Raw genomic sequence first — 22,017 nt, 5'->3', positions numbered from 1 at the left:
CGTCGCACTCATGCTGAGCCCCACGAACGCCACCGATGACCCCTCTCGTTCACGTCCCGGGTTTTTCCTCTAGCGGCTCGCCACATCGAGGGCGGGCCGCTGCGCCGGGGTCTTCCTGGCCAGCAGGACGGCGACGGCCCCGGTCAGCACCCAGCCGGTCACCCCGAACACGCCGCCGAGCACGGCGTCGGCCGGGTGGCGGGCGTCGGAGACGATGAACGGCAGCGCCTGCGCGGAGGCGTTGAACGCGGCGTGCCCGATCACGGCGGGCCAGATGCTCGCCGTACGGAGGCGGAGCAGGCCCAGCAACGACCCGAGGGCCACGCAGCTGACCGTGAAGAGCGGCACGCCCGCCCAGCCGAGGCCGGGGTAGTGCAGGCCGGCCGCGGTCAGCGGCGCGTGCCACAGGCCCCAGATGACGCCCGACACGAGCAGCGCCCTGCCGGGGCCGAGCGGCATGAGCCGGGGCAGCAGCCAGCCGCGCCAGCCCCACTCCTCGCCGAACGCGCCGATCGCGTACAGCAGCGGGTAGACCACGACCGCGAGGAGCGCCCCGATGATCGCGAAGCTGTGCGTGGCCCCGGGGAAGACCTGGCGGTAGCCGGACAGCCCGGCCAGGTCGGTGGGGAACAGGCCCAGCAGCGCGCTGGCCGCGATCACGGCCGCGACGAGCACGGGCGTGCCGATCCAGGTGAGCGCGGTGACGCCGAGCGTGCGCCCCCGCCTGCCGCCGAGGGTCAGGCCGGTGTCGCGGGCCCAGGCTCGCGCCCTGTCCCTGCGCAGCAGCCAGACGGCCAGGACGCCGAGCGTGGGGGAGAGCTGCATGCCCGCCAGCGTCAGCTGCAGCGCGCCGCCCGCGCCCGACGCGGGGGCGGTCCACAGCGGGATCGCGGCCAGCCACGCGCCGCCGAACGCGATGGCGAGGAACACCAGGAGGTCGGCGGGGCGGGCGGGGATGACCTGGCGGGGCGGTTGACTGTCGAGGTTCGTCATGTCCTCGATCGTCGAAGGCGCCGGGGGCGCGGGCCAGTGAAGAATTCACGACCTGCGGCCCGGCCGCCGAGCGGGTGCGCCCGGCGGCCGGCCGGCGTCAGAGGTACTTCGGGTAGAGGTCGGTGGTGGGCCAGGAGGTGACCGTGTCGTGCGCCTGCCACATCAGCCTGTCGATCACGTCGAAGTCGGGCGAGCCCTCCTCCTCCCGCCGGTTGAACTGCACGCACCAGGTCACGCCCGCCGCGTTCCGTACCAGCAGGGTGAACGTGCCCGGCATCGACCCGGTGTGCCAGGTGTTGAGGCCGTTGCCCCACGTCCTGACGTACCAGCCGCAGCCGTACCACCAGCCGTCGCCGCTCACCCCGATCTCGGGCTTGGCGAAGGCGCGGGAGATGGAGGTGGCGTTCAGGACGGCGCCGGACGCGTCGAAGGCGCTCGCCCACCGCACCATGTCGACGGCCGAGGCCACCCAGCCGCCGTTGGCGTCCTGGTTGGGCATGTTGAACCCGCCGTAGGGGTACGGCACGACCGCGCCTGAGGAGTCGACCACGCTCTTGTTGGTGTACTTGGAGCTGTAGCTCACCTCGCTGGGCGACATCTCGGCGCGCAGGCTCCTGCCGAGCGTCATCCGGTCGATGCCCAGCGGCGCCAGCAGCTTGGACCGCACGTACGACTCGTAGCTCTGCCCCGACACCTTCTCGATGATCCGGCCCAGCAGCATGTACCCGTAGTTGCTGTAGGACATCTTGCTGCCGGGGTCGAAGTCGAGCGGCTTGGCGGTGACGTACTTCACGATGTCGGCGTGGCTGATCGGCAGCGGCGCGTCGAGGGAGGCGGAGATGGTGGCGTCGAGCCACAGCGGGTCCTTGCTGACGGCCCTGTCCCAGCCACCGGTGTGCTGCATGAGCCGCCACAGGGTGACCTGCTCAAGGCGGGGGTCGGCGGCGGCCGACAGGCCGAGGAGCGTGGTCACCGGGGTCGTCAGGGTGAACTTGCCGTCCTGGGCCAGGCGCAGGATCGCCGCCGCGGTGAGGCTCTTGCTCAGACTCGCGACACGGAACAGCGAGGTCGGCTGCACGCGCGCGATGCGCGCCACCGAGTCGGTGGTGTTGGGGCGGTAGAAGCCGTAACCGCGGGCGGCCAGCAGCTTGCCCTTCCTGGCGACCGCCAGCTGGCCGCAGCCGATGCTCCGCTCGGACATGTACTTCTGCATGGTCTTGTCGAAGGCGGCCAGCTGCGCCGGGATGGTCCCGCTGACCAGGAGGTCCGCCTCGGCCCTGGTGGGCAACGCCAGCGTCACGGTGGCGGCGGCGCCCGCCCTGATGAGGTTCCGACGGCTCAGCACAGTCACTTCTGACCCCCATGTCACATCTGTGTCAAGGAGCAGAATCTTACGGACAAGTGAGTGCTTTTGCCGATTCCATGGGAAGCTAGGCCGTCATCGGCGCGTTACACGTGCTTAGCGACCCTGACATGAGCCCCTGGTTCTCTTGGTGTGTGGACCCTCGGGTAAAATCGGTCCGTTCTAAATGATATTTCCGGACATATTGGAGGGTGTGGATGACGACGGCTGCCCTGCAGACCGTGCTGACCGTCCCCGAGCGCTTCCGCGGCCCCGCGGGCATCGCCAACGGCGGCTGGATCTCCGGCACCGTGGCCGAGGCGCTCAACGGTCTCTCCTCGGCCGTGGAGGTCACGCTGCATGCCCCCACCCCGCTCGAGACCGAGGTCCGTCTGGAGCACGTGGCCAACTCCGCGTCCCTTCACCATGACGGCAAGCTGCTCGTCGAGGCCATCCCGGTCGCCGAGCACCTGACCGGTCCCGGTTTCGTGCCGTTCAACGAGGCCGCCCGCGCCGAGGCCGGCTTCGCCGGCTGGCAGGGCCACGCCTTCCCCGACTGCTTCGCCTGCGGCCTGCGCGAGCCCGGTGACGGCCTGCGCGTCTTCCCCGGCCCGGTCGACGGTGCCGACACCGGCGAGGGCCGCCTCGTCGCGGCCGGGTGGCGCGTGCCGTTCACGGTGACCGACGCCGACGGCGCGGTCCCAGTGTCCGTCGTGGGCGCCGTGCTCGACTGCGTGACCGGGTGGGCCCACTTCGAGCCCGGCGAGTCGGCCCTGCTCGGCCGCCTGACCCTGCAGGTCAACCGGCGCGTCTACCCCGGCGGCACCTACTCCGTCGTCGCCAGGGCCACGGGCCGCGAGGGCCGCAAGCTCTTCGGCGAGAGCGCCATCTACGAGGTGGACGGCACGCCGGTGGCCGCGGCCAAGGCGACCTGGATCGCTCCACGCTAGAACACACCCCGTGGGTGGCCCGCTCGGGCCACCCACGCGCTCGGCTACCCCGTCAGGCGAGCCGATCCGCCTGCTCCGTCAGGCGAGCCGATCTGCCTGCTCCGTCAGGCGAGCGGCGACCAGTGACGCGCACCGGTCGTCGAACAGGATCGTGTAGTGGTTGCAGTCGGGCACCAGCTCCTCGCGCAGCCCCGGCACCCGCGCCGTCCACTCGGCGGCCAGTGCGTCCGGCAGCATCCCCACGTCCTGGTTGAGCAGCCCGCGCGGTGCCCGCAGCAAGGTCGTCGGCGCCTGGACGGCGGCCAGCGCGGCGCCGACGGCGTCGCCGTTGAGCCGCAGCCACCTGCCGTCCTCGCGTACGGCGGCGCCCACCGCCCGCGAGCGCAGCTCCCCCGGTTCTCCCACCAGGTCGTACCTGACGTACTCCTCCGCCTCCGGCGTCCACTGCCCGGCGAAGGCGGGGTGCGCCTTGAAGAAGGCGACGTAGTCGTCGGCCGTGGCGAAGGTCTGGCTCAGCCTGGCGACCGCCGGCCCGAGCGTGGCCTCCATGACGGCGTCCACGTCGGTGCCCGGCGGCAGCGGCGGGAACGGCAGCCCGCCGTCCACCAGCACGACTTTGCCGAAGGGCCGCCGCGCCCCGGCCAGGACGGCCACGTAGGCGCCCATGGAATGCCCGGCGAGCACCGTGTCGGGGCCCGCGCCGACGTGCTCGGCCACCCGCAGCACGTCGTCGGCGTGCCGGGGCAGGCCGTAGGGGCCAGGCAGGTCGCGGCTGTGACCGCGGCCCCGCAGATCCATCGCCACCAGCGACCACTCCTCCGGCAGCCGGCGGGCCACCGCCGCCCACGCCATCAGCGACGCGGTGATGCCGTGGACCGCGATGACGAGCCGGGGACCCGTTCCGAAGGTGGCGATCCGCAGGCCTTCGACATCCTCTTCCCTCATGCGGGCGATCTTACTGAGGAGGGGCAGACCTCCCGGTACGGCAGGCCCGGCACGTACGCCCCCCACTGGGCCGGGGTGAGCGCCCCGCCCGCCCTGGCGCAGACGGCCGCCAGCACCTTGGCCGGGGCCACCGGCTGCTCGCGGACCACCCCCTTCTCGTCCACCGTGAGGACCGACGTGCCGTCGTCGGTGAAGACCACCGACCTGATCCAGCCGCCGCCGTCGGCCTCGGCCCCGCCGGCGTCCGGGTAGCCGCCCAGGCTCACCCCGCTGATCGGGTCGAACAGCAGCAGCCTGGCCTTTCCGCCCACCGCGACCACGTCCTCGGTGGGGGAGTAGGCGGCGGACATGCCGTCGGCGCCCCTCGCGACGGGGCTCAGCCGGCGCCTGGTGGCGGCGTCCCAGAGCGTCACCCGTCCCCGGGAGTCGAGCACGACCAGCTGCCTGCCGGTCCGGGTGAAGAACACCCGCACCCCCTCGCCGCCGAACGGCGCCCTCACGCGCCTGCCGGTCGCCGCGTCGAGGAGTGACTGGCGGGGACCGGTCAGCGCGAGCGTGCGGCCGTCGGGAGAGAGCGCGACGTCGATGATCTCGTCCTGGTCCGTGCTCCACAGCCGCCGCCCGCTCCGCCAGTCCCAGACCTGGGCGGCGTGGTGGCGTACCGACGTGCCGTCGTCGGGGGTGCGCAGCACGACCGCCAGCCGCGCGCCGTCCCGGCTGAAGACGGCCGTCAGCGGTTCCATGCCGCGGACGGCCGGCCGGAACTCGGCGAGCGTGGCCCGTGACGGCACGTCCACGACCCTGATCCTGTCGAGTAGCAGGAGGGCCAGCCGCGTGCCGTCGGGGGAGAAGACGGCCTGGTCGGTGGACGGCAGCGAGCCGAGGACGCCTCCCCCGCGGGTCTGGCGCAGTTCGCCGTCGCTCAGCAGGTGACGGCCGCCGGGGGCGAGCGCCACCGAGGACGGGTGCTCGCCGTCGCGCCAGGCCAGGTCGGACAGGTCCATGGAGAAGACCCGGTCGTCGACGAGGTAGCGGTAGGTGCGGCCGTCGAACGCGCCCTGCGGGAGGTCGGTGTCGGCCGAGTCGCCCCGCACCGGCATGGTGGCGAGCAGCCCCCGATCGCTCATCCGCCAGATCTGGATCATCCGGTGGGAGGCCGAGGCGGCGAACCGGCCGTCCGCGCTGACCGCCACCGATCCCTGGTTCCAGCCGCCGCGCTCGTTCGCGCCGTCGCGCACGCCCAGCCGAACCTCGCGCCTGGTCCGGAGATTGACCAGGTGCAGCTCGCGCGGATGGTCGGCCGTGTCCCACTCGCCCCCGGCGTCGAGCCGGTGCCGGAAGGCGGCGCGGGTCCTGCTCCCGGTACGCGGGTCCCACCGCACGCTGGGCCGCTCGGTCACCGACAGGACGGGGCCGCGTTCGTCGGCGTAGGCGACGGAGGCTCCGGCGTTGACCAGGTCGAGGGTGCGCGGGAAGTCCCACCTCCCGACGAGCCTGCCGCCGCGCAGGTCCCACGCCCTCATGCCCTTGTCGGTGACGGCCGCCAGGGTGCGGCCCGAGGGCGACAGCGCGGCGTCCGCGACCGTCTCGGTGCCGAGCCCGAGAGCGGGGACACCGCCCGCGCTCCGGCCCGTGCGCAGGTCCCACAGCCGCGCCGCGTTCTCGCCGACGCTGAGCAGCGTCCTGCCGTCGGCGCTCAGCCGCCTGACCGTGCCGCCGTCGACGGCGGGATCCTGGAACACCTCCGTCTCCCGCTGCGCCAGCGAGGCCACCAGGCCCGCCCTGGTCTGCGGGGTGTGGTCCAGCGTCCACGCCGCCGCGCTCAACCGCATGGCCAGCCTCGGGTCGGTGCCGCGCGTCGCGGCGGCCAGCGCGGTCAGCCTGGTCGCCTCCGAGCGCTCGAGCTGCCTGGCGATCCGCGCGGCCCGCTCGTCGGCGACCATGCTCTGCTGAACGGCCAGGCCTCCGGCCACCAGGGAGATCACCAGCAGTCCCGCGAGGCTCAGCGAGACGAGCCTGCTCCTCCTGGCCCGGCGCCTGCGCGCCCCCGCCGCGGCGTCGAGGAAGTCGCGCTCGGCGGGGGAGAGGGTGATGTTCCTGCGCGCCGTGGCCGCCCACTGCAGCGCGTTCTCCAGGCTGGAGCCGTGGAACAGGTCGCCGTCCCTGCGGCCACCCTGGTCCCACCGGCGCGACGCCAGCAGGATCTGCCGGTGGACGGCGAGACCGTCCCTGTTGGTGTCGATCCATCGGCGGTACCTCGGCCAGGCGTGCGGCAGCGCCGGACGGGCCAGCCAGATCTCCTCCCCGTCCCGGCCGAGGAGGTAGCCGTACACCTTGAGGATCTTGGTGATGGCGGCCACCTCGGGCAGCGGCCTGCCCTCGACCAGCTCGGCCGTCGCGGCGTGCCGTACGGACAGCTCGCCGTGCTCGTCCACGGTCACCAGGCGCAGGAACACCTCGGGCGCCAGCTCCCGCTCGGCCGGGTCGAGCAGCGCGTAGGCCTCCTCGGCCAGCGTGCCCAGCGCGGGATCGTCGGCGGTGCCGCTGACCAGCGCGGCCTGCTTCCCGCCCCTGGCCAGCAGCCGCGCGGTGCCGATCCCCGCCTCGCCGCTGACCAGCGCGAGTAACAGCCGGCGGGCGACCGGCCGCTGCGCGGGCTCCTTGCCGAGCGCGGCGGCGACCAGCGGGCGCAGCGGCTCGGGCAGCGCGCCGAGGTCGGGAACGGACGACAGCACCCTGTGCATGACCCCGCCCAGGCTGTCGGCCTGGAACGGGTCGGCGCCCGTCGCGGCGAACAGCATGATGGCGCCCCAGGCGAACACGTCGGCGGGGGCGCCGGCCCGCTGTCCGGTGAACACCTCGGGCGCCATGTAGCTGGGCGTGCCCTTGACCAGGCCGGTGTCGGTGAGCGACATCTCCTCGGTCCTGGCGATGCCGAAGTCGATGACGCGAGGTCCGTCGGGGCCCAGCAGCACGTTGTCGGGCTTGAGGTCCCGGTGCACGACGCCCGCCTCGTGGATGGCGGTCAGCGCGGTCGCCACCGCGGTGGCCAGCCTGACCAGGTCGCCGCCCGCGAACCTGCGGCCGTCCGCGACCGCCCTGCGCAGGCTCGGCCCCTCCACGTACTCGCTGACGATGTACGGCCGCGGCCCGTCCAACTCGGCGGCGATCACCTTGGCCGTGCAGAAGGAGGCCACCCGCTGGGCCGCCTCCGCCTCCCTGCCCAGCTGGGCCGCCTGGTCGCCGTGCAGCACCTTGACCGCGACCCGCCGGCCGTCCTCCGCGTACGCCTCGTACACCACGCCCTGGCCGCCCGCGCCGAGCCTGGCGGCCAGCCAGTAGCCGCCGAGCCGCTGCGGGTCCCCGTCGATCAGTGCCGTCGCCATGCCGCCGTCCCCGTGATCGTGATCTCTGTGGCGTTTGATGCGCAAGCTGGGTACAAGGTTCGATCTGGTGTTATCGGGATGGCCGGGTGACACTGGAGTCTTCCCCCACGAAGGGTGCCCGCGATGAGCAAGCGCTCACGCCGGCGTCGCGCGCTGACCAGCGGCGCGCCCGCCTGGATGCCGGGGTTCGGCCCTGGCGAGCCGCACTGGACCGACGACTTTCCCGGTGATCCCGGTGATTCCGGTTCCGGTGATTCCCCCGGCGAACCGCCGGGAGGCGAGGGTGGCGTCAGGGAGCCCAGGCGGCCCAGGCCGACGCTCCCCGGGATGCCGGAGTACATGGCCGAGCCCGACCCGCCTGTGCGGATAAAGGTCGGATAATGCGCGTATGCGCATCACTGTCATCGAGCACGAGGCCGGCGCCGGTCTGGGGTACTTAGCGGAATGGCTCGGCGTCGACGTGCGGGTCGTCCGGCCGTACCTGGGTGAGGAGGTGCCGGCGCGCGCCGAGGACGGGCTGATCGTGCTCGGCGGCGAGGCGTCCGCCTGGGACGACGCGGGTTACCCGTGGCTGCCCGCCACCCGCGAGCTGCTGCGGGCCGGCGTGGCCGACGGCACGCCCACGCTGGGCATCTGCCTGGGCGCCCAGCTCATGACGATCGCCTGCGGCGGCACGGTGGAGCGCGGCGGCGACGGGCTCGAGGTGGGCGCCCGTGAGGTGGTGGCGCTGCCGGCGGCGGCCGGCGACGCGCTGCTGGGCGGCCTGGACAGGGCCGTGGCCGTGCAGTACCACCAGGACGTCATGACCGTGCTGCCCGAGGGGGCGGTGCTCCTCGCCACCGGCGAGCAGTACCCCCACCAGGCCTACCGCCTCGGCGAGCGGGCGTGGGCGGTGCAGTTCCACCCCGAGGCCACGCCCGAGATCTTCGCGGGCTGGAACTCTCCCGAGGACCTGGTGGTCGAGGTCAAGCTGGCCGAGGAGGACCTGGTCGCCGCGTGGCGGCCGCTGGCCGAGGCGTTCGGCGAGGTGGTCAGAACCAGCGGTCGCGCCACCGCGTGAGCGCGCGGGCGCGCGGCCTGGTGAGCACGTGCGCGGCCGTGTGGACGCCGCCGAGCGCCAGCGGCAGCAGCAGCCAGCTCGAGGCGGGCAGCCGCTTGTCCTCCAGCCGCCGCCATGCCCACACCGAGTACGGGATCACCACCAGCGGCGCGGTGACCACGCCGGGCGTGTAGCCACGCACGGTCGCCGCCTGGGCCAGGTGCATGACCCCGTGCGCGCCGAACGCCGCCAGCGCCGCCTTGTAGAAGCCGCTGCGAGGCCCGCTGGCCGCGGCGGCGGCCACGACCCCGCCCATGAGACCGATGGCGACGTTGACGTGCCGCTGGTCGACGTCCATGGCCTCCCACACCCGGTCGGGCACCCAGGGGAAGCGTTCCGCGAGTCGCGGACGCGCCCTGCGGGCCCAGCCCGCCATCGTGGCCAGTTCCTCGGCGTCGTGCAGCGCCCAGGCGGCGAGCAGTCCCCATGCGGGCATGACCTCTCCTCTCCCTTAATGCAACGCAACGTTGCGTTGCAGTTCTCACTATACGCGGAGCTGACAAGATGAGAAGGTGCCGAGGATCGAGTCCACCGCCGCCCGCCTGGCCAAGCTCGGCTTCGCCGACGCGGCCCGCGCCGAACGCCTGGTCGCGGAGATCGACGGGCCATGGCTGCTCGACGCCTTCGCCGCCGTCGCCGATCCCGACCTGGCCCTGCTGTCGCTGACCCGGCTCGCCGAGCGCGACCCCGCCGTGCTGGACGCGCTGCGATCGGACGAAGGACTGCGCGCGCGGCTGCTCGGCGTGCTCGGGCTCAGCGCGGCGCTGGGCGAGCACCTGATCACCCACCCAGGCCAGTGGCGTTCGCTGGCGGGGGAGCCGGCGCCGGCCAGGCCGGGGGAGGAGGAGCTGCGCGCCGCGCTGCTGCGCGCCGTAGGCGCCGACCCTGAGGCACCCGAGCCCGGCCCGACCGCCTCCCACCAGGGCGCGAAGCAGGCGCTGCAGTCCGCCTACCGGCAGCGCCTGCTGCTCCTGGCCGCCCGCGACGTCACCGGCGCCGCCTCCTTCGCCGAGGTCACCGCCGAGCTGTCCGACCTGGCCGGGGCCGCCCTCGAGGCGGGCCTGGCCGTGGCGCGGGCCGAGGTCGACTCCACCGGCGTACGGCTGGCCGTCATCGGCATGGGCAAGTGCGGCGCCCGCGAGCTCAACTACATCAGCGACGTCGACGTCGTCTTCGTGGCCGAGCCCGCCGACGGCGCCGACGAGACCAAGGCGCTGCGCACCGCCACACGCCTGGCGCAGGCGATGATGCGCGCCTGCTCCGCCCTGTGGGAGGTCGACGCGGGCCTGCGCCCCGAGGGCCGCGCGGGCCCCCTGGTGCGCACGCTCGGCAGCCACCTGGCCTACTACCAGCGGTGGGCCAAGACCTGGGAGTTCCAGGCGCTGCTCAAGGCCAGGCCCGTCGCCGGCGACACCGCCCTCGGCGCCGCCTACGTCTCCGCGGTCGACGAGCTGGTCTGGAACGCCGCCGCCAGGGAGAACTTCGTCGAGGACGTCCAGGCGATGCGCCGCCGCGTCGAGGCGCACGTCAGCGAGGAGGGCGACCGGCAGCTCAAGCTCGGCCCCGGCGGTCTGCGCGACATCGAGTTCGCCGTCCAGCTGCTGCAGCTCGTGCACGGGCGGCTCGACCCGCTGCTGCGCCGCAGGGCCACGCTGCCCGCCCTGGCCGCCCTCTCCCGCGGCGGCTACGTCGGCAGGGACGACGCCAGGGGCCTGGCCGAGGCCTACACCTTCCTGCGCCAGGTCGAGCACCTGCTGCAGCTGCACCGGCTGCGCCGTACCCATGTCGTGCCCTCGGGCAGTGACGACCTGCGCAGGCTCGGCAGGGCGCTCAAGCTGGGCCCCGACCCCGCCGCCGCGTTCACCCGGCAGTGGAAGAAGCACGCGATGGAGGCGCGGCGGCTGCACGAGAAGCTGTTCTACCGGCCGCTCCTGCAGGCCGTCGCCAGGCTGCCCGACACCGAGGCACGGCTGTCCACCGCCGCGGCGACCGCCCGCCTGCAGGCGCTCGGCTACCACGACCCCGCCGGGGCGCTGCGCCACATCGCCGCGCTCACCACCGGCGTCTCCAGGCGCGCGGCCATCCAGCGCACCCTGCTGCCGGTCATGCTGGGCTGGTTCGCCGACGCCCCCGACCCCGACGCGGGCCTGCTCGGCTTCCGCCAGGTCAGCGACCGGCTCGGCACCACACCGTGGTACCTGAGGCTGCTGCGCGACGAGACCGCGGTGGCCGCCCGCATGGCGCGCGTCCTCGGCACCAGCCGCTACGCCACCGACCTGCTCACCCGCGCCCCCGAGGGCGTCGCCATGCTCGGCTCCGACGCCGACCTGCGGCCCCGTCCGGTCGCGGCGCTGCGCGCCGAGGCGGCGGCGGCCGTCTCCCGGCACACCGACGCCGAGGCCACCGTCGCCGCCGTGCGGGCGCTGCGCCGCAGGGAGCTGTTCCGTACGGCGGTCGCCGACCTGTCGGGCCTGACCGACATCGAAACGGTCGGCGTCGCGCTGTCGGAGCTGAACGACGTGACGATCCAGGCCGCGCTCGACGCCGCGCTGGCCAAGGTCCGGGCGGAGCGCAGGGGCGAGCCGCTCGGCGCGTTCGCCGTCATCGCCATGGGCCGGCTGGGCGGCATGGAGTGCTCCTACGCCAGCGACGCCGACGTCATGTTCGTCGCCGAACGCCCGGAGGCGGGCTTCGCCGTGGCCAACGAACTGCGGCGGCTGCTGTCGCTGCCCGCGCCCGACCCGCCGCTCCCGATCGACCCCGACCTGCGGCCCGAGGGCAGGCAGGGCCCGCTGGTGCGCACCCTGGCCTCCTACCGCGCCTACTACGCCCGCTGGTCCTCGCCGTGGGAGTCGCAGGCCCTGCTGCGTGCCCGCTTCTGCGCGGGCGACGCCGAGCTCGGCGCGGCGTTCGTCGAGATGATCGACGACCTGCGCCACCCGCCCGGCGGCCTGCCCCAGGAGTCCGTGCGCGAGATCCGCAGGCTGAAGGCGCGCATGGAGGCCGAGCGGCTGCCTCGCGGAGCCGACCCCACGCTGCACACCAAGCTCGGCAGGGGCGGGCTGTCGGACGTCGAGTGGGTGGCCCAGCTCCTGCAACTCCGGCACGCCGCCACGGAGCCCGCGCTGCGCACGACCAGGACGCTCGAAGCCCTGCGCGCGGCCGCCTCCCGCGGGCTGCTCGACCCGGCCGACGCCGAGGTGCTGGCCGACAGCTGGCGCTTCGCCTCCCGCATCCGCGACGCGATCATGCTCGTGAAGGGAAGGGCGGGCGACATGGTGCCGTCCGGCGCGCACGAGCGCCGCCTGCTCGCCAGGACGCTCGGCTACCCGCCCGACGGCTCGGAGGACTTCGTCAACGACTACCGCAGGGTGACCCGCCGCGCCCGCCAGGTGGTGGAGCGCGTCTTCTACTGACGCGCCTTTCACCGGCCTGTGTGGGTGAAAGGCGTTGCGTGCGGCGAGCCAGGCGTGTATCACGGCGTGGGGTGATCGCTTTGCTGTCTCTTTACGTCGATCTCGCGCTCGGTCTCGTGCTGTGCTTCCTGCTGCTGTCGCTCCTGGTCAGCGGCCTCAACGAGGGTTTCGTCCGGCTGCTGTCGATCCGCAGCAAGTTCCTGTGGGCCTACCTGAGGGACACCATGGACGGCGCCGACTCCTCCGGCAGGGCGTGGCTGCCCAGCAAGGTCGCCGACGTCTTCGCGAAGCTGCCGTTCACCCACGACCCCAGGCCCGAGCACAGCCAGCTGCCCGCGCCGGCCGAGGTCGCGCCGGTGCCGGCCGAGGAGAACGCGGCGAAGGAGGCCATGACCACGCTGTTCTACCAGCGGGTCCGCGAGATCGACCATCCCAAGACCGGCCGGACCAGCATCGCCAACATCCCCCCTGAACGGTTCGCCGTCGCCATGATGGAGATGGCCTCGGCGGAGAAGGACGGCGTCGAAGGGCTGCTGGCCAAGCTCAAGGGCATCGGCAGCCCGCTCCACGGCCACCTGCAGGGCCTGTGGGAGGGCGCCCAGCGCGACCTCGACCGCTTCCGGCAGGGCGTCGAGACCTGGTTCGACGCCGAGATGCAGCGCCTGTCCATGCTGTACAAGCGCTACGTCAAGTGGGTCGTCGGCGTCCTCGGGCTGGTCGTCGTGCTGCTGTTCAGCATGGACGGCCTGGAGTACGCCAAGACGCTGCTGCGCGACAACGCCTACCGCTCGGCGGTCTCGGCGATCGCGGGAAGCGGCGCCGAGCAGATCGAACCGCTGCGCCAGGAGTGCGACACGCCGGGCAACCCCTACCTGTGCGTCACGGAGACCCTCAGCTCGCCCGCCCTGGTCAAGGTCTTCGACCACGCCATCGTCAGCGTCGTCATCCCCGAGGAGGGCGACCCGTCCCTCTCGTGGAACGGCCCGGTCTGGTGGTCGCGCCTGACCACGCTCAGCCACTGGCCCGGCTTCCTGCTCACCTACGTGGCGCTGCTGTTCGGCGCGCCCTTCTGGTGGGATCTCTTCCGCCGCATCACCGGCCTGCGCTCCCCGAAGTAAGATCAGCCCACTCCCCCCATGGTCTTCAGGGAGGAGTCCTCACATGTGGTTGATCGCCGGGATCGTCATCCTGTCGAGCGTCGCGGCGCCGGTGCCCGACGTCGCCGGCCAGGGCCTGGTGCAGGCGCTGGGCGAGCTCAGGGACGCGGGATACGAGCGCGTCAGGACCGTCGACGTCAGCGGTCGCGGGCGGGTCGTGGTCGTGCGCCGCGACTGGAAGGTCTGCGCTCAGCGGCCGACGGCCGGACAGACGCCGGACAGGCAGCGGGTGGAGCTGGCGGTGGTGAAGGCGAACGAGACCTGTCCCGTCCGCGAGAGCCCGCAGGTGGCGCCGGGGCTCATGCCCGACCTCGCGGGCAAGAGCGTCCGCGTCGCCCGCCGGTCGCTGCCCGGTCGTACGACGATCAGGATCAATGACGCCACGGGGCGCAACCGCCTCGTCTTCTGGGACACCGCCTGGCAGGTGTGCACCCAGCGGCCGGCCCCTGCCGCGCCGCTGACCGGTCCCGTCACGCTCGGCGTGGTCAAGTACGGCGAGTCCTGCCCCTGACCGCACGCCGCCGAAGGCCCGCCTCGCCGTCCCGCCGTCGGGTACGGCGAGGCGGGCACCCCGGGCGCGCGTTCACGGGCTCGTCAGCCCTGGAGTTCCGTCAAGCGCGCCCGGGCCCCGGCGAGCCCCTCCAGCAGGTCCGCGTCCGCCATGCCCGCGGCGACCAGATCCTCGTACGACCTTTTGAATGCGCCGCTGGAGATGCGGGGCGCCTTTTCGTGTTCACGGCACGGTGGCCAGGCGGGCAGGTCCCAGGACGGGCCGTCCGGTTCGCCCAGCCAGACGTGTTGGCGCTCTGGGGCGACCGTGAGCCCGAACGCCGACTGGTGCGGTGATCAAGATCGTCCGCACGCGACTCCTGTGGACGCTAGTCAGCGAAAAGTGGTTGTTGGCTACCTTGAGTAAGGTTTACATTACACTGAGCAATGCTGTGGCGTCGTAACGGCAGGGGTCGCGCCAGGCCGGTGACGCCCCTGGAGGAGGTCAGTGTGCGCAAGCTGTTGGTGACATCGCTGGTCAGCGCGCTCTTCGTGGCTGCAGCCAGTGCCGCGGCCCAGGCCGAGCCGGCACGCTGGAGTGGCTGTCCCATCAATGAGTTCTGCGTCTGGGAGGGGCCCCACGGTACCGGCAGGGTCGCGACTTTCCGCACCGGAAGTTTCAACCTCGCCGCCCAAGGGCTACACGATGGCGCCAGGTCGGCATGGAATCGCACCGACGTGAGATGGTGCTGGAACGACGTGCCCACGGAAGTGTTCATCGATCACCAGAAACAAGTTCTTTTCGCTGGGAGGATCGAAGACTCCGGGCCACTCACCCCTATAAAGGCGGTACACCGCTTCGACGTGTTCCGCTGCCCTTTCGGCCCCTCCTAGGGGAGGATCAAGGCTCGTCAGTATCGGCTCCTGCCGCCGCAGGCACCAGTACGGAAACGGCCCGGCATCGATCACGATGCCGGGCCGTCTTGTTCCGGCTGACGTTGCTCAGCAACTACGAACAACAACAACCAACGGCAACGTTTTCCAGCTCATTGCCGGTTTCCCGGAAGATCGCCGAGGCCGGAAAACGTCGTCACACGTCGTAGTACATCTCGAACTCGTGCGGGTGCGGGCGCAGCCTGATCGGGTCGACCTCGTTCTCCCGCTTGTAGGCGATCCACGTCTCGATGAGGTCGGGCGTGAACACGCCGCCCTCCAGCAGGTAGTCGTGGTCGGCCTCGAGGGCGTCGAGCACCTCGGGCAGCGAGGCGGGCACCTGCGGCACCTGGCGGGCCTCCTCGGGCGGAAGCTCGTAGAGGTCCTTGTCGACCGGCTCCGGCGGCTCGATCTTGTTGCGGATGCCGTCGATGCCGGCCATGAGCATCGCCGCGAACGCGAAGTACGGGTTGCACGACGGGTCGGGCACCCGGAACTCGATGCGCTTGGCCTTCGGGTTGGACCCGGTGATCGGGATGCGCACGCAGGCCGAGCGGTTGCGCTGCGAGTAGACCAGGTTGACCGGCGCCTCGTAGCCGGGCACGAGCCGGTGGTAGGAGTTGACCGTCGGGTTGGTGAAGGCCAGCAGCGACGGGGCGTGCCTGAGCAGGCCGCCGATGTAGTAGCGGGCGGTGTCGGACAGGCCCGCGTAGCCCACCTCGTCGTAGAACAGCGGCGAGCCGTCCTTCCACAGCGACTGGTGGCAGTGCATGCCGGAGCCGTTGTCACCGAAGATCGGCTTGGGCATGAAGGTGACCGTGTGGCCGTACTCCAGCGCCGTGCTCTTGATGACGTACTTGTAGAGCATCAGGTTGTCGGCGGTCTTCAGCAGCGTGCCGAACTTGAAGTCGATCTCGGCCTGGCCGGCGGTGCCCACCTCGTGGTGCTGCATCTCGACGTCGATGCCGCACTCGATGAGGTTGCGGACCATCTCGGAGCGCAGGTCGGTGAAGTGGTCCATCGGCGGGACGGGGAAGTAGCCGCCCTTGTAGCGGGGCTTGTAGCCGAGGTTGCCGCCCTCGGCCGCCTTGCCGGTGTTCCAGGCGCCCTCGATGGAGTCGACGTAGTAGTAACTCGAGTGCTGGTTCGTCTCGAAGCGGACGTCGTCGAAGATGTAGAACTCCGCCTCGGGGCCGAAGTAGGCGGTGTCGGCGATGCCCGTGCCCCTGAGGTACTCCTCGGCCTTGCGGGCGACGTTGCGCGGGTCGCGGCTGTAGGCCTCACCGGTCAGCGGGTCGTGCACGAAGAAGTTGATGTTGAGCGTCTTGTGCTGACGGAACGGGTCGAGCACGGCGCTGGTGGGATCGGGCAGCAGGAGCATGTCCGACTCGTGGATGGCCTGGAAACCGCGGATCGACGAGCCGTCGAACATGAGGCCGTCGGAGAAAACGTTGGAACTGAAGTTCTCCACAGGAAAGGTGAAGTGGTGCGTCGTTCCCGGCAGGTCGGTGAACCTGACATCGACGAACTGCACCCCTTCGTCCCCAATGAACTTCAGGACGTCGTCGGCGGAGTTAAACACTCTCGAACCTCCCGGGGCATGGGCTATCAGGCAGACCCTAGGCGTCGGCCGTTTCCGGCCCGTGTCCCGATTGTTTCGCATGTGTTAAGGGGGGCCCGGCCCGCCGCGCCGCCCGGTCCTCCCGTTTCAGGACCCTTCGGCGTGTCCCGGCCCAGGAACGAGGACGGCGGGCGGCTCCTGCCGTACGGCGGGCACGATGTCCGTCAGCAGTTCGGGCCAGGCCGCCACGAGCACCGCCGCGCCCGCGACGACGGCGACGACGATCCACGCCGCGAGCCACACGCGCCGCCGTGGCCGGGTCCGCCGGGGCGAGCGCACCCCTTTGGTGGCCGCCGCGCGCATCCTGCGCCGCTCGTCCTCGCCGATCTGCGCGACGACCGCGTCGAAGCGGGCGTGTAGATCGTCCCCTGTCATCCCTAACCCCCGTTCCGCGGAAGCCGGACGGCGCCGCCCAACCGGCCCATGATGCTGGTGTGACCCCCCTGGGCAGAAGCGCGATCAGATCACGATGTACGGCTGGCGTGACCGGCCACCCCGCCGGATACCGTTGATGCATGAGCAGCAAGGAGCAGCACCCCCGGTGGACCCAGACCTGGCTGGGCGGGGTGAGGTCCGCCGGCGTCGACCTCGGCTACCCGGGTGAGCGCCTCGGGCTGCCCGAGGAGGGCAGTGGCTCGGTGGCCAGGTTCGGCCGCCGGATCGGCGCGCTGGTCATCGACTGGCTCATCTGCACCTGGGCGATCGCCCAGGCGTTGCTGCGGGTCAACCCCGCCGAGTCGCCCTGGGTGCCGGTGGCGATCTTCGCGGTGCAGTACCTGCTGCTCGTCGGGTTCCTGGGGCAGACCTTCGGGCACCGCCTGCTGGGCATCAGGGTCGCCGCGATGGACGGCGGGCGGCCGCGGTGGTTCCCCGTGCTGGTCCGCACGATCCTGCTGTGCCTGGCCGTCCCTGCGGTGATCTTCGACCGCGACCAGCGCGGCGTCCACGACCGCGTCTCCAACACCGTGGTCGTCCGCATGTAGCGTCTCCCGCGTCGGCCTGCGACACCCCGTCTCCCGCGTCGGCCCGCGACACCCCGTCTCCCGCGTCGGCCCGCGACACCCCGTCTCCCGCGTCGGCCCGCGACACCCCGTCTCCCGCGTCGGCCCGCGACACCCCGCCTCCTGCGCCGGTCACCGGGGCCGCGCCGTCATGTGCGCGCCCCGCCCGGCTTCTCCCTGTGCCCTCATCGGCTTCGCCGTGCTGCCCTTTCATCAGAAAAACGCCACATCCGGTGGTCGTTGACCAAAAGGTGATCTGCGCGGGCGTTGACAACGTTGTCTATCCGAAGGATCTTCGGTGACAACGTTGTCAGCTTCCTCGGAGGTCCCGGCATGCGGAGAGCACACCTGGCTGCGTTGGCGAGCGCCCTGGTCCTGGCGTTACCCGGGGTGGCGCTGGCCGACCCGCCACCCTCGCCACTCCCCTCGGACGCACCGTCCGCCACCCCCACCCCGCCCCCACCCCCGCCCGAGGTCACCCCGCCTCCATCCGCCCGCAGGGCGCAGGTCGACCTCGCCCCCGCCGACGCGCTCTTCCACAGCTCCTTCGAACCCGGCCAGCCGCAGCCCACCTGGGTCAACACGGTCGACGAGGTCAAGGGCGCCGAAGGCGTCACCGGCGGCACGACCGGCGGCATCCCCGGCAACATCACCGACGAGGTCGTCGAGGTGAACGCCAGCGGCGAGTTCAGCGCCGCCGGTGAGGTGAAGGAGAACCTCTTCGACGGCGACGTCAACACCAAGTGGCTGGTCTTCGCCGGCACCGGCTGGGTGTCGGCGAAGCTGTCCAAGCCCATCAGGGTCGCCCGCTACGCGCTGGCCTCCGCCAACGACGCGCCCGAGCGGGACCCGCGCGACTGGGCGCTCGAAGGCTCCGCCGACGGCCGGACGTGGACCGCCGTCGACACCCGCGCGGGAGAGGTGTTCGACGCCAGGCTGAAGACCCGCGAGTTCGTGGTCGCCAACCCCGGCGCCTACCTGTACTACCGGCTGAACGTCACGCGCAACGGCTCGGGCGGCATCGTCCAGCTCGCCGAGCTGCAGCTGTCGGACGGCGACACCGCGCCCAAGCCGCCCTCCGACATGCGCAGCCTGGTCAGCGGCGGCCCGAGCGGCGGGTTCACCGCCAAGCCGCGCGCCGGCTACACGGGCCTGAAGGCGCTGCGCTACTCCGGCAGCACCACGACCGAGCGGGGCGGCCGCTCCACCAACAAGCTCTTCGAGGTCGACGTCCCCGTCGGCCCCGACACCGAGCTGTCCTACAAGATCTTCCCCGAGTTCACCGGCGCCGACCTGCGCTATCCCAGCACCTACGCCGGACTCGACCTCGCCTTCTCCGACGGCACCTACCTCAGCGACCTGCAGGCCCGCGACCACCACGGCACCAGGGCCGCCGCCCGCGCCCAGGGCGAGTCGAAGACGCTCTACGCCGACCAGTGGAACAACAAGCGCGTACGGCTCGGCGAGATCGCCAAGGGCAAGCGCGTCACGCGTATCCTGGTCGCCTTCGACGCCCCGGTGGGGCCGCTGCCGTTCAAGGGTTTCGTCGACGACATCACGCTGGCCGACATCAGGGCGCAGGCCCCGTCGAGCGTCGCCGACCACGTGATCACGACCAGGGGCACCCATTCCACCGGCGGCTTCTCGCGCGGCAACACCTTCCCCGCCACCGCCGTCCCCCACGGCTTCAACTTCTGGACCCCGATGACCGGGTCCGGCTCCAACTCCTGGCTGTACGAGTACCACCGCAACGGCAACCCCGACAACATCCCCACCATCCAGGCGTTCGCCGCCAGTCACGAGCCGAGCCCGTGGATGGGCGACCGGCAGTCCTTCCAGGTCATGCCGTCACTGCTGGCCGTCCCCACCCCTGACAGGGTGGCCCGAGCCACCCCGTTCACCCACGTCAGGGAGACTGCCAGGCCGTACTACTACGCGGTCGACCTGCTCAACGGCATCCGCACCGAGATCGCCCCCGCCGACCACGCGGCGGTCTTCCGCTTCACCTTCCCCGAGGAGCGGGGCAGCCTGATCTTCGACAACTACAACAACGACGGCGGCCTGACGATCGACGGGGGAGTGGTCACCGGTTTCACCGACGCCCGCAGCGGGCTGTCGGCCGGCGCGACCAGGATGTTCGTCTACGCCGTCTTCGACCAGACCCCGACCGGCGGCGGCAAGCTCACCGGGGCGGGGCGCGACAACGTCACCGGCTACCTGGCCTTCGGCGCCAAACAGGTGACCATGCGCATCGCCACCTCCTTCATCAGCGTCGCGCAGGCCAAGCGCAACCTGGAACTGGAGGCCGGCGGCTTCGAGGAGGTCAAGGCGCGGGCGAAGAAGGCGTGGGAGGACAAGCTCGGCGTCATCGAGGTGGAGGGCGCCACGGACGACCAGCTGACCACGCTCTACTCCAACCTCTACCGTCTGTTCCTGTATCCGAACTCGGGCTTCGAGAACACCCCCGAGGGCCCTCGTTACGCCAGCCCGGTGGCGCCGCGCACCGGCGCCGACACGCCGACCCAGACCGGGGCCAAGGTGGTCGCCGGCAAGATCTACGTCAACAACGGCTTCTGGGACACCTACCGGACCACCTGGCCCGCCTACACCCTGCTCAGCCCCGGTACGGCGGGCGAGCTGATCGACGGATTCGTCCAGCAGTACCGCGACGGCGGCTGGATCGCCAGGTGGTCGTCGCCCGGCTACGCCGACCTGATGGTCGGCACCAGCTCCGACGTGGCCTTCGCCGACGCCTACGTCAAGGGTGTGCGCGGCTTCGACGTCAAGGGCGCCTACGAGGCGGCGCTGAAGAACGCCACCGTCGTGCCGCCCAACGCCGCCGTCGGCCGCAAGGGCATGCAGACCTCGGTCTTCCGCGGCTACACCGCGAGGGACGAGGTGGGCGAGGCCATGTCGTGGGCCGTCGACGGCTACATCAACGACTTCGGGATCGCCGGCATGGCGCAGGCGCTCGGCCGTACGGAGGAGGCGGAGTACTTCCGGTCCAGGGCGCTCAACTACGTCACCATGTTCGACCCCGCGGTCGGCTTCTTCCAGGGCCGCGACTCCAGCGGCGCGTGGCGCTGGACGCCCTCGCAGTACGACCCGCGCGTGTGGGGCCACGACTACACCGAGACCAACGGCTGGAACATGGCCTTCCACGCCCCGCAGGACGGGGTCGGTCTCGCCGCCCTGTACGGCGGGCGCGCCGGCCTGGCCAAGAAGCTCGACGACTTCTTCGCGAGCCAGGAGACCGCGACGTTCCCCGGCTCCTACGGCGGCATCATCCACGAGATGCGCGAGGCCAGGGACGTCAGGATGGGCCAGTACGGCCACAGCAACCAGCCCTCCCACCACGTCATCTACATGTACGACTACGCGGGCCAGCCGTGGAAGGCGCAGGCCAAGGCGCGGGAGGCGCTGTCGCGGCTCTACCTCGGCAGCGAGATCGGCCAGGGCTATCCGGGCGACGAGGACAACGGCGAGATGTCGGCCTGGTACCTCTTCAGCGCGCTCGGCTTCTACCCGCTCCAGGTGGGCAGCCCGCACTACGCGGTCGGCTCGCCGCTGTTCACCAAGGCCACCGTGCACCTGCCCGGCGGTAGGAAGCTGGTCGTCAACGCGCCGGAGAACAGCGCCCGCAACGTCTACGTCCAGGGGCTCAAGGTGAACGGCAAGGCGTGGACCTCCACCTCGCTGCCGCACGACGTCCTGGCCGAGGGCGCGGTGCTCGACTTCGCCATGGGGCCCGAGCCCTCCACGTGGGGCACGCCGCTGCAGTCGATCACCCCCGAGGGGCAGTCGCCGCGGCCGATGCGCGACATCCCGGTCACCGGCGGCCCCGCCGCGCTCTCGGACGACACCTCGGCCACCGCGGCGGTGTTCAGCGGCCCCGTCACGCTGACCGCGGCGGGCCGCCAGCCGGTCACCTTCTACACGCTCACCTCGGCCGCCTCCTCGGCCCCGAGGGCGTGGAAGCTGGAGGGCTCCTACGACGGCACCACCTGGAGCGTCATCGACGAGCGCAAGGAGGAGAGCTTCGCCTGGCAGAAGCAGACCAGACCCTTCAAGATCGCCAATCCGGGCCGGTTCGGCCACTACCGCTTCACGACCTCCGGGACCGTCGCCGAGCTGGAACTGCTGGCCGTACCCGACCAGGCCTGTTCGAGGACCGTCAGCGGCACCCACCGGGGCCCGCTGGTCGTGGCCGAGGGCGTCACCTGCCTGGCCGAGGACGCCACCGTCACCGGCCCCGTCACGGTACGGCAGGGCGCCGGCCTGCTGGCGAAGGACGCCACGATCAAGGGGCCGGTCACCGCGCACCAGGCCGCCGCGCTCGTCCTCACCGGTTCCTCGGTGGGCGGTCCGGTGAGCGTCTCGGGCGTGCACGGCGAGGTGAGCCTGGAGGCGGCCGAGGTCCACGGCCCCGTCACGCTGACCCGCAACTCCGCCCCGCTGGTCAGCGCCAGCACCGTCGGCGGCCCGCTCACCTGCGCGGGCAACGATCCGGCGATGCGCGACAACGGGCTGCCGAACGCGGTCCGAGGCCCGGTGACCTGCTGACCGCCGCGCTCCCGGCCCGGCCGGACACCGGGAGCGCACCAGCACAGCCGCGGGGCCGCCGCCCCCCCGGCGCCGCGCGCGGCGGGGGGGGGCCCCGGCTCAGGGGGAGATGGCCGGGGCCC

At 72.0% G+C, this 22,017-nt stretch carries 15 protein-coding genes; 8 read left to right on the top strand and 7 right to left on the bottom strand.

All coding sequences use genetic code 11. The annotated features are described in order from the left end of the window. Positions 1–69: 69 nt before the first annotated feature. Positions 70–993, bottom strand: coding sequence for a CPBP family intramembrane glutamic endopeptidase (locus ABZX22_RS24255; RefSeq protein ID WP_354912906.1), 924 nt, complete (start codon positions 991–993; stop codon positions 70–72). A 97-nt stretch (positions 994–1,090) separates the two neighbouring features. Beyond that, positions 1,091–2,338, bottom strand: a complete 1,248-nt coding sequence (locus tag ABZX22_RS24250) for a serine hydrolase domain-containing protein (protein WP_354912904.1) — start codon at positions 2,336–2,338, stop codon at positions 1,091–1,093. Positions 2,339–2,553: 215 nt separating this feature from the next. Here ABZX22_RS24250 and ABZX22_RS24245 point away from each other — a divergent pair, with 215 nt between their 5' ends. Then, the gene (locus ABZX22_RS24245) at positions 2,554–3,285 is read left to right on the top strand and encodes a hotdog fold domain-containing protein (protein ID WP_354912902.1); all 732 of its coding nucleotides are present in this window, start codon (positions 2,554–2,556) and stop codon (positions 3,283–3,285) included. Positions 3,286–3,363: 78 nt separating this feature from the next. Here the strand turns inward: ABZX22_RS24245 and ABZX22_RS24240 are convergent, their stop codons facing one another. After that, the gene (locus tag ABZX22_RS24240; RefSeq protein ID WP_354912901.1) at positions 3,364–4,230 is read right to left on the bottom strand and encodes an alpha/beta hydrolase; all 867 of its coding nucleotides are present in this window, start codon (positions 4,228–4,230) and stop codon (positions 3,364–3,366) included. Beyond that, positions 4,227–7,616 (bottom strand): serine/threonine-protein kinase, encoded by a 3,390-nt coding sequence (locus ABZX22_RS24235; protein WP_354912899.1) that lies wholly within the window; start codon positions 7,614–7,616, stop codon positions 4,227–4,229. Before ABZX22_RS24235 ends, ABZX22_RS24240 begins: the two co-directional genes overlap by 4 nt. Before the next feature lie 388 nt (positions 7,617–8,004). Here ABZX22_RS24235 and ABZX22_RS24230 point away from each other — a divergent pair, with 388 nt between their 5' ends. Continuing rightward, positions 8,005–8,676 carry a type 1 glutamine amidotransferase gene (locus ABZX22_RS24230; protein WP_354912897.1) on the top strand — a complete coding sequence of 224 codons (672 nt, stop codon included), beginning with the start codon at positions 8,005–8,007 and terminating at the stop codon, positions 8,674–8,676. Here the strand turns inward: ABZX22_RS24230 and ABZX22_RS24225 are convergent. Continuing rightward, positions 8,648–9,151: an HXXEE domain-containing protein gene (locus ABZX22_RS24225; protein ID WP_354912895.1), complete on the bottom strand. Its 504-nt coding sequence runs from the start codon at positions 9,149–9,151 to the stop codon at positions 8,648–8,650. The genes ABZX22_RS24230 and ABZX22_RS24225 overlap by 29 nt on opposite strands. 76 nt (positions 9,152–9,227) lie before the next feature. On the opposite strand from ABZX22_RS24225, the gene ABZX22_RS24220 reads away from it, so the two are divergent. The 4 genes from ABZX22_RS24220 (at position 9,228) to ABZX22_RS24205 (ending at position 14,671) form a co-directional block, all read left to right on the top strand. Further along, positions 9,228–12,131 (top strand): bifunctional [glutamine synthetase] adenylyltransferase/[glutamine synthetase]-adenylyl-L-tyrosine phosphorylase, encoded by a 2,904-nt coding sequence (locus ABZX22_RS24220; protein ID WP_354912893.1) that lies wholly within the window; start codon positions 9,228–9,230, stop codon positions 12,129–12,131. A 71-nt stretch (positions 12,132–12,202) separates the two neighbouring features. Continuing rightward, entirely contained in the window at positions 12,203–13,249 is a 1,047-nt protein-coding gene (locus tag ABZX22_RS24215; RefSeq protein ID WP_354912891.1) for a hypothetical protein, read from the top strand. 43 nt (positions 13,250–13,292) lie between these two features. Beyond that, on the top strand, positions 13,293–13,799 hold the full coding sequence (locus tag ABZX22_RS24210; protein ID WP_354912889.1) for a PASTA domain-containing protein: 507 nt from the start codon (positions 13,293–13,295) through the stop codon (positions 13,797–13,799). Between the two features lie 488 nt (positions 13,800–14,287). Then, complete coding sequence (locus ABZX22_RS24205) at positions 14,288–14,671, top strand: peptidase inhibitor family I36 protein (protein WP_354912887.1); 384 nt, start codon at positions 14,288–14,290, stop codon at positions 14,669–14,671. A 196-nt stretch (positions 14,672–14,867) separates the two neighbouring features. On the opposite strand, the gene glnA is transcribed toward ABZX22_RS24205, so the two are convergent. Continuing rightward, on the bottom strand, positions 14,868–16,292 hold the full coding sequence (glnA, locus tag ABZX22_RS24200) for a type I glutamate--ammonia ligase (RefSeq protein ID WP_354912885.1): 1,425 nt from the start codon (positions 16,290–16,292) through the stop codon (positions 14,868–14,870). A gap of 126 nt (positions 16,293–16,418) precedes the next feature. Beyond that, complete coding sequence (locus tag ABZX22_RS24195) at positions 16,419–16,706, bottom strand: hypothetical protein (RefSeq protein WP_354912883.1); 288 nt, start codon at positions 16,704–16,706, stop codon at positions 16,419–16,421. A gap of 140 nt (positions 16,707–16,846) precedes the next feature. Here ABZX22_RS24195 and ABZX22_RS24190 point away from each other — a divergent pair, with 140 nt between their 5' ends. Further along, a complete protein-coding gene (locus ABZX22_RS24190) occupies positions 16,847–17,314 on the top strand; it encodes an RDD family protein (RefSeq protein ID WP_354912881.1) in 468 nt (155 codons plus the stop codon). A gap of 351 nt (positions 17,315–17,665) precedes the next feature. Further along, complete coding sequence (locus ABZX22_RS24185; protein ID WP_354912879.1) at positions 17,666–21,895, top strand: GH92 family glycosyl hydrolase; 4,230 nt, start codon at positions 17,666–17,668, stop codon at positions 21,893–21,895. Positions 21,896–22,017: the final 122 nt, after the last annotated feature.

The organism is Nonomuraea sp. NPDC003804 (genome assembly GCF_040610675.1).
Lineage (GTDB): Bacteria > Actinomycetota > Actinomycetes > Streptosporangiales > Streptosporangiaceae > Nonomuraea.
The sequence above is the reverse complement of the archived record's forward strand: the minus strand, read 5'-3'. Positions and strand labels throughout refer to the sequence as shown.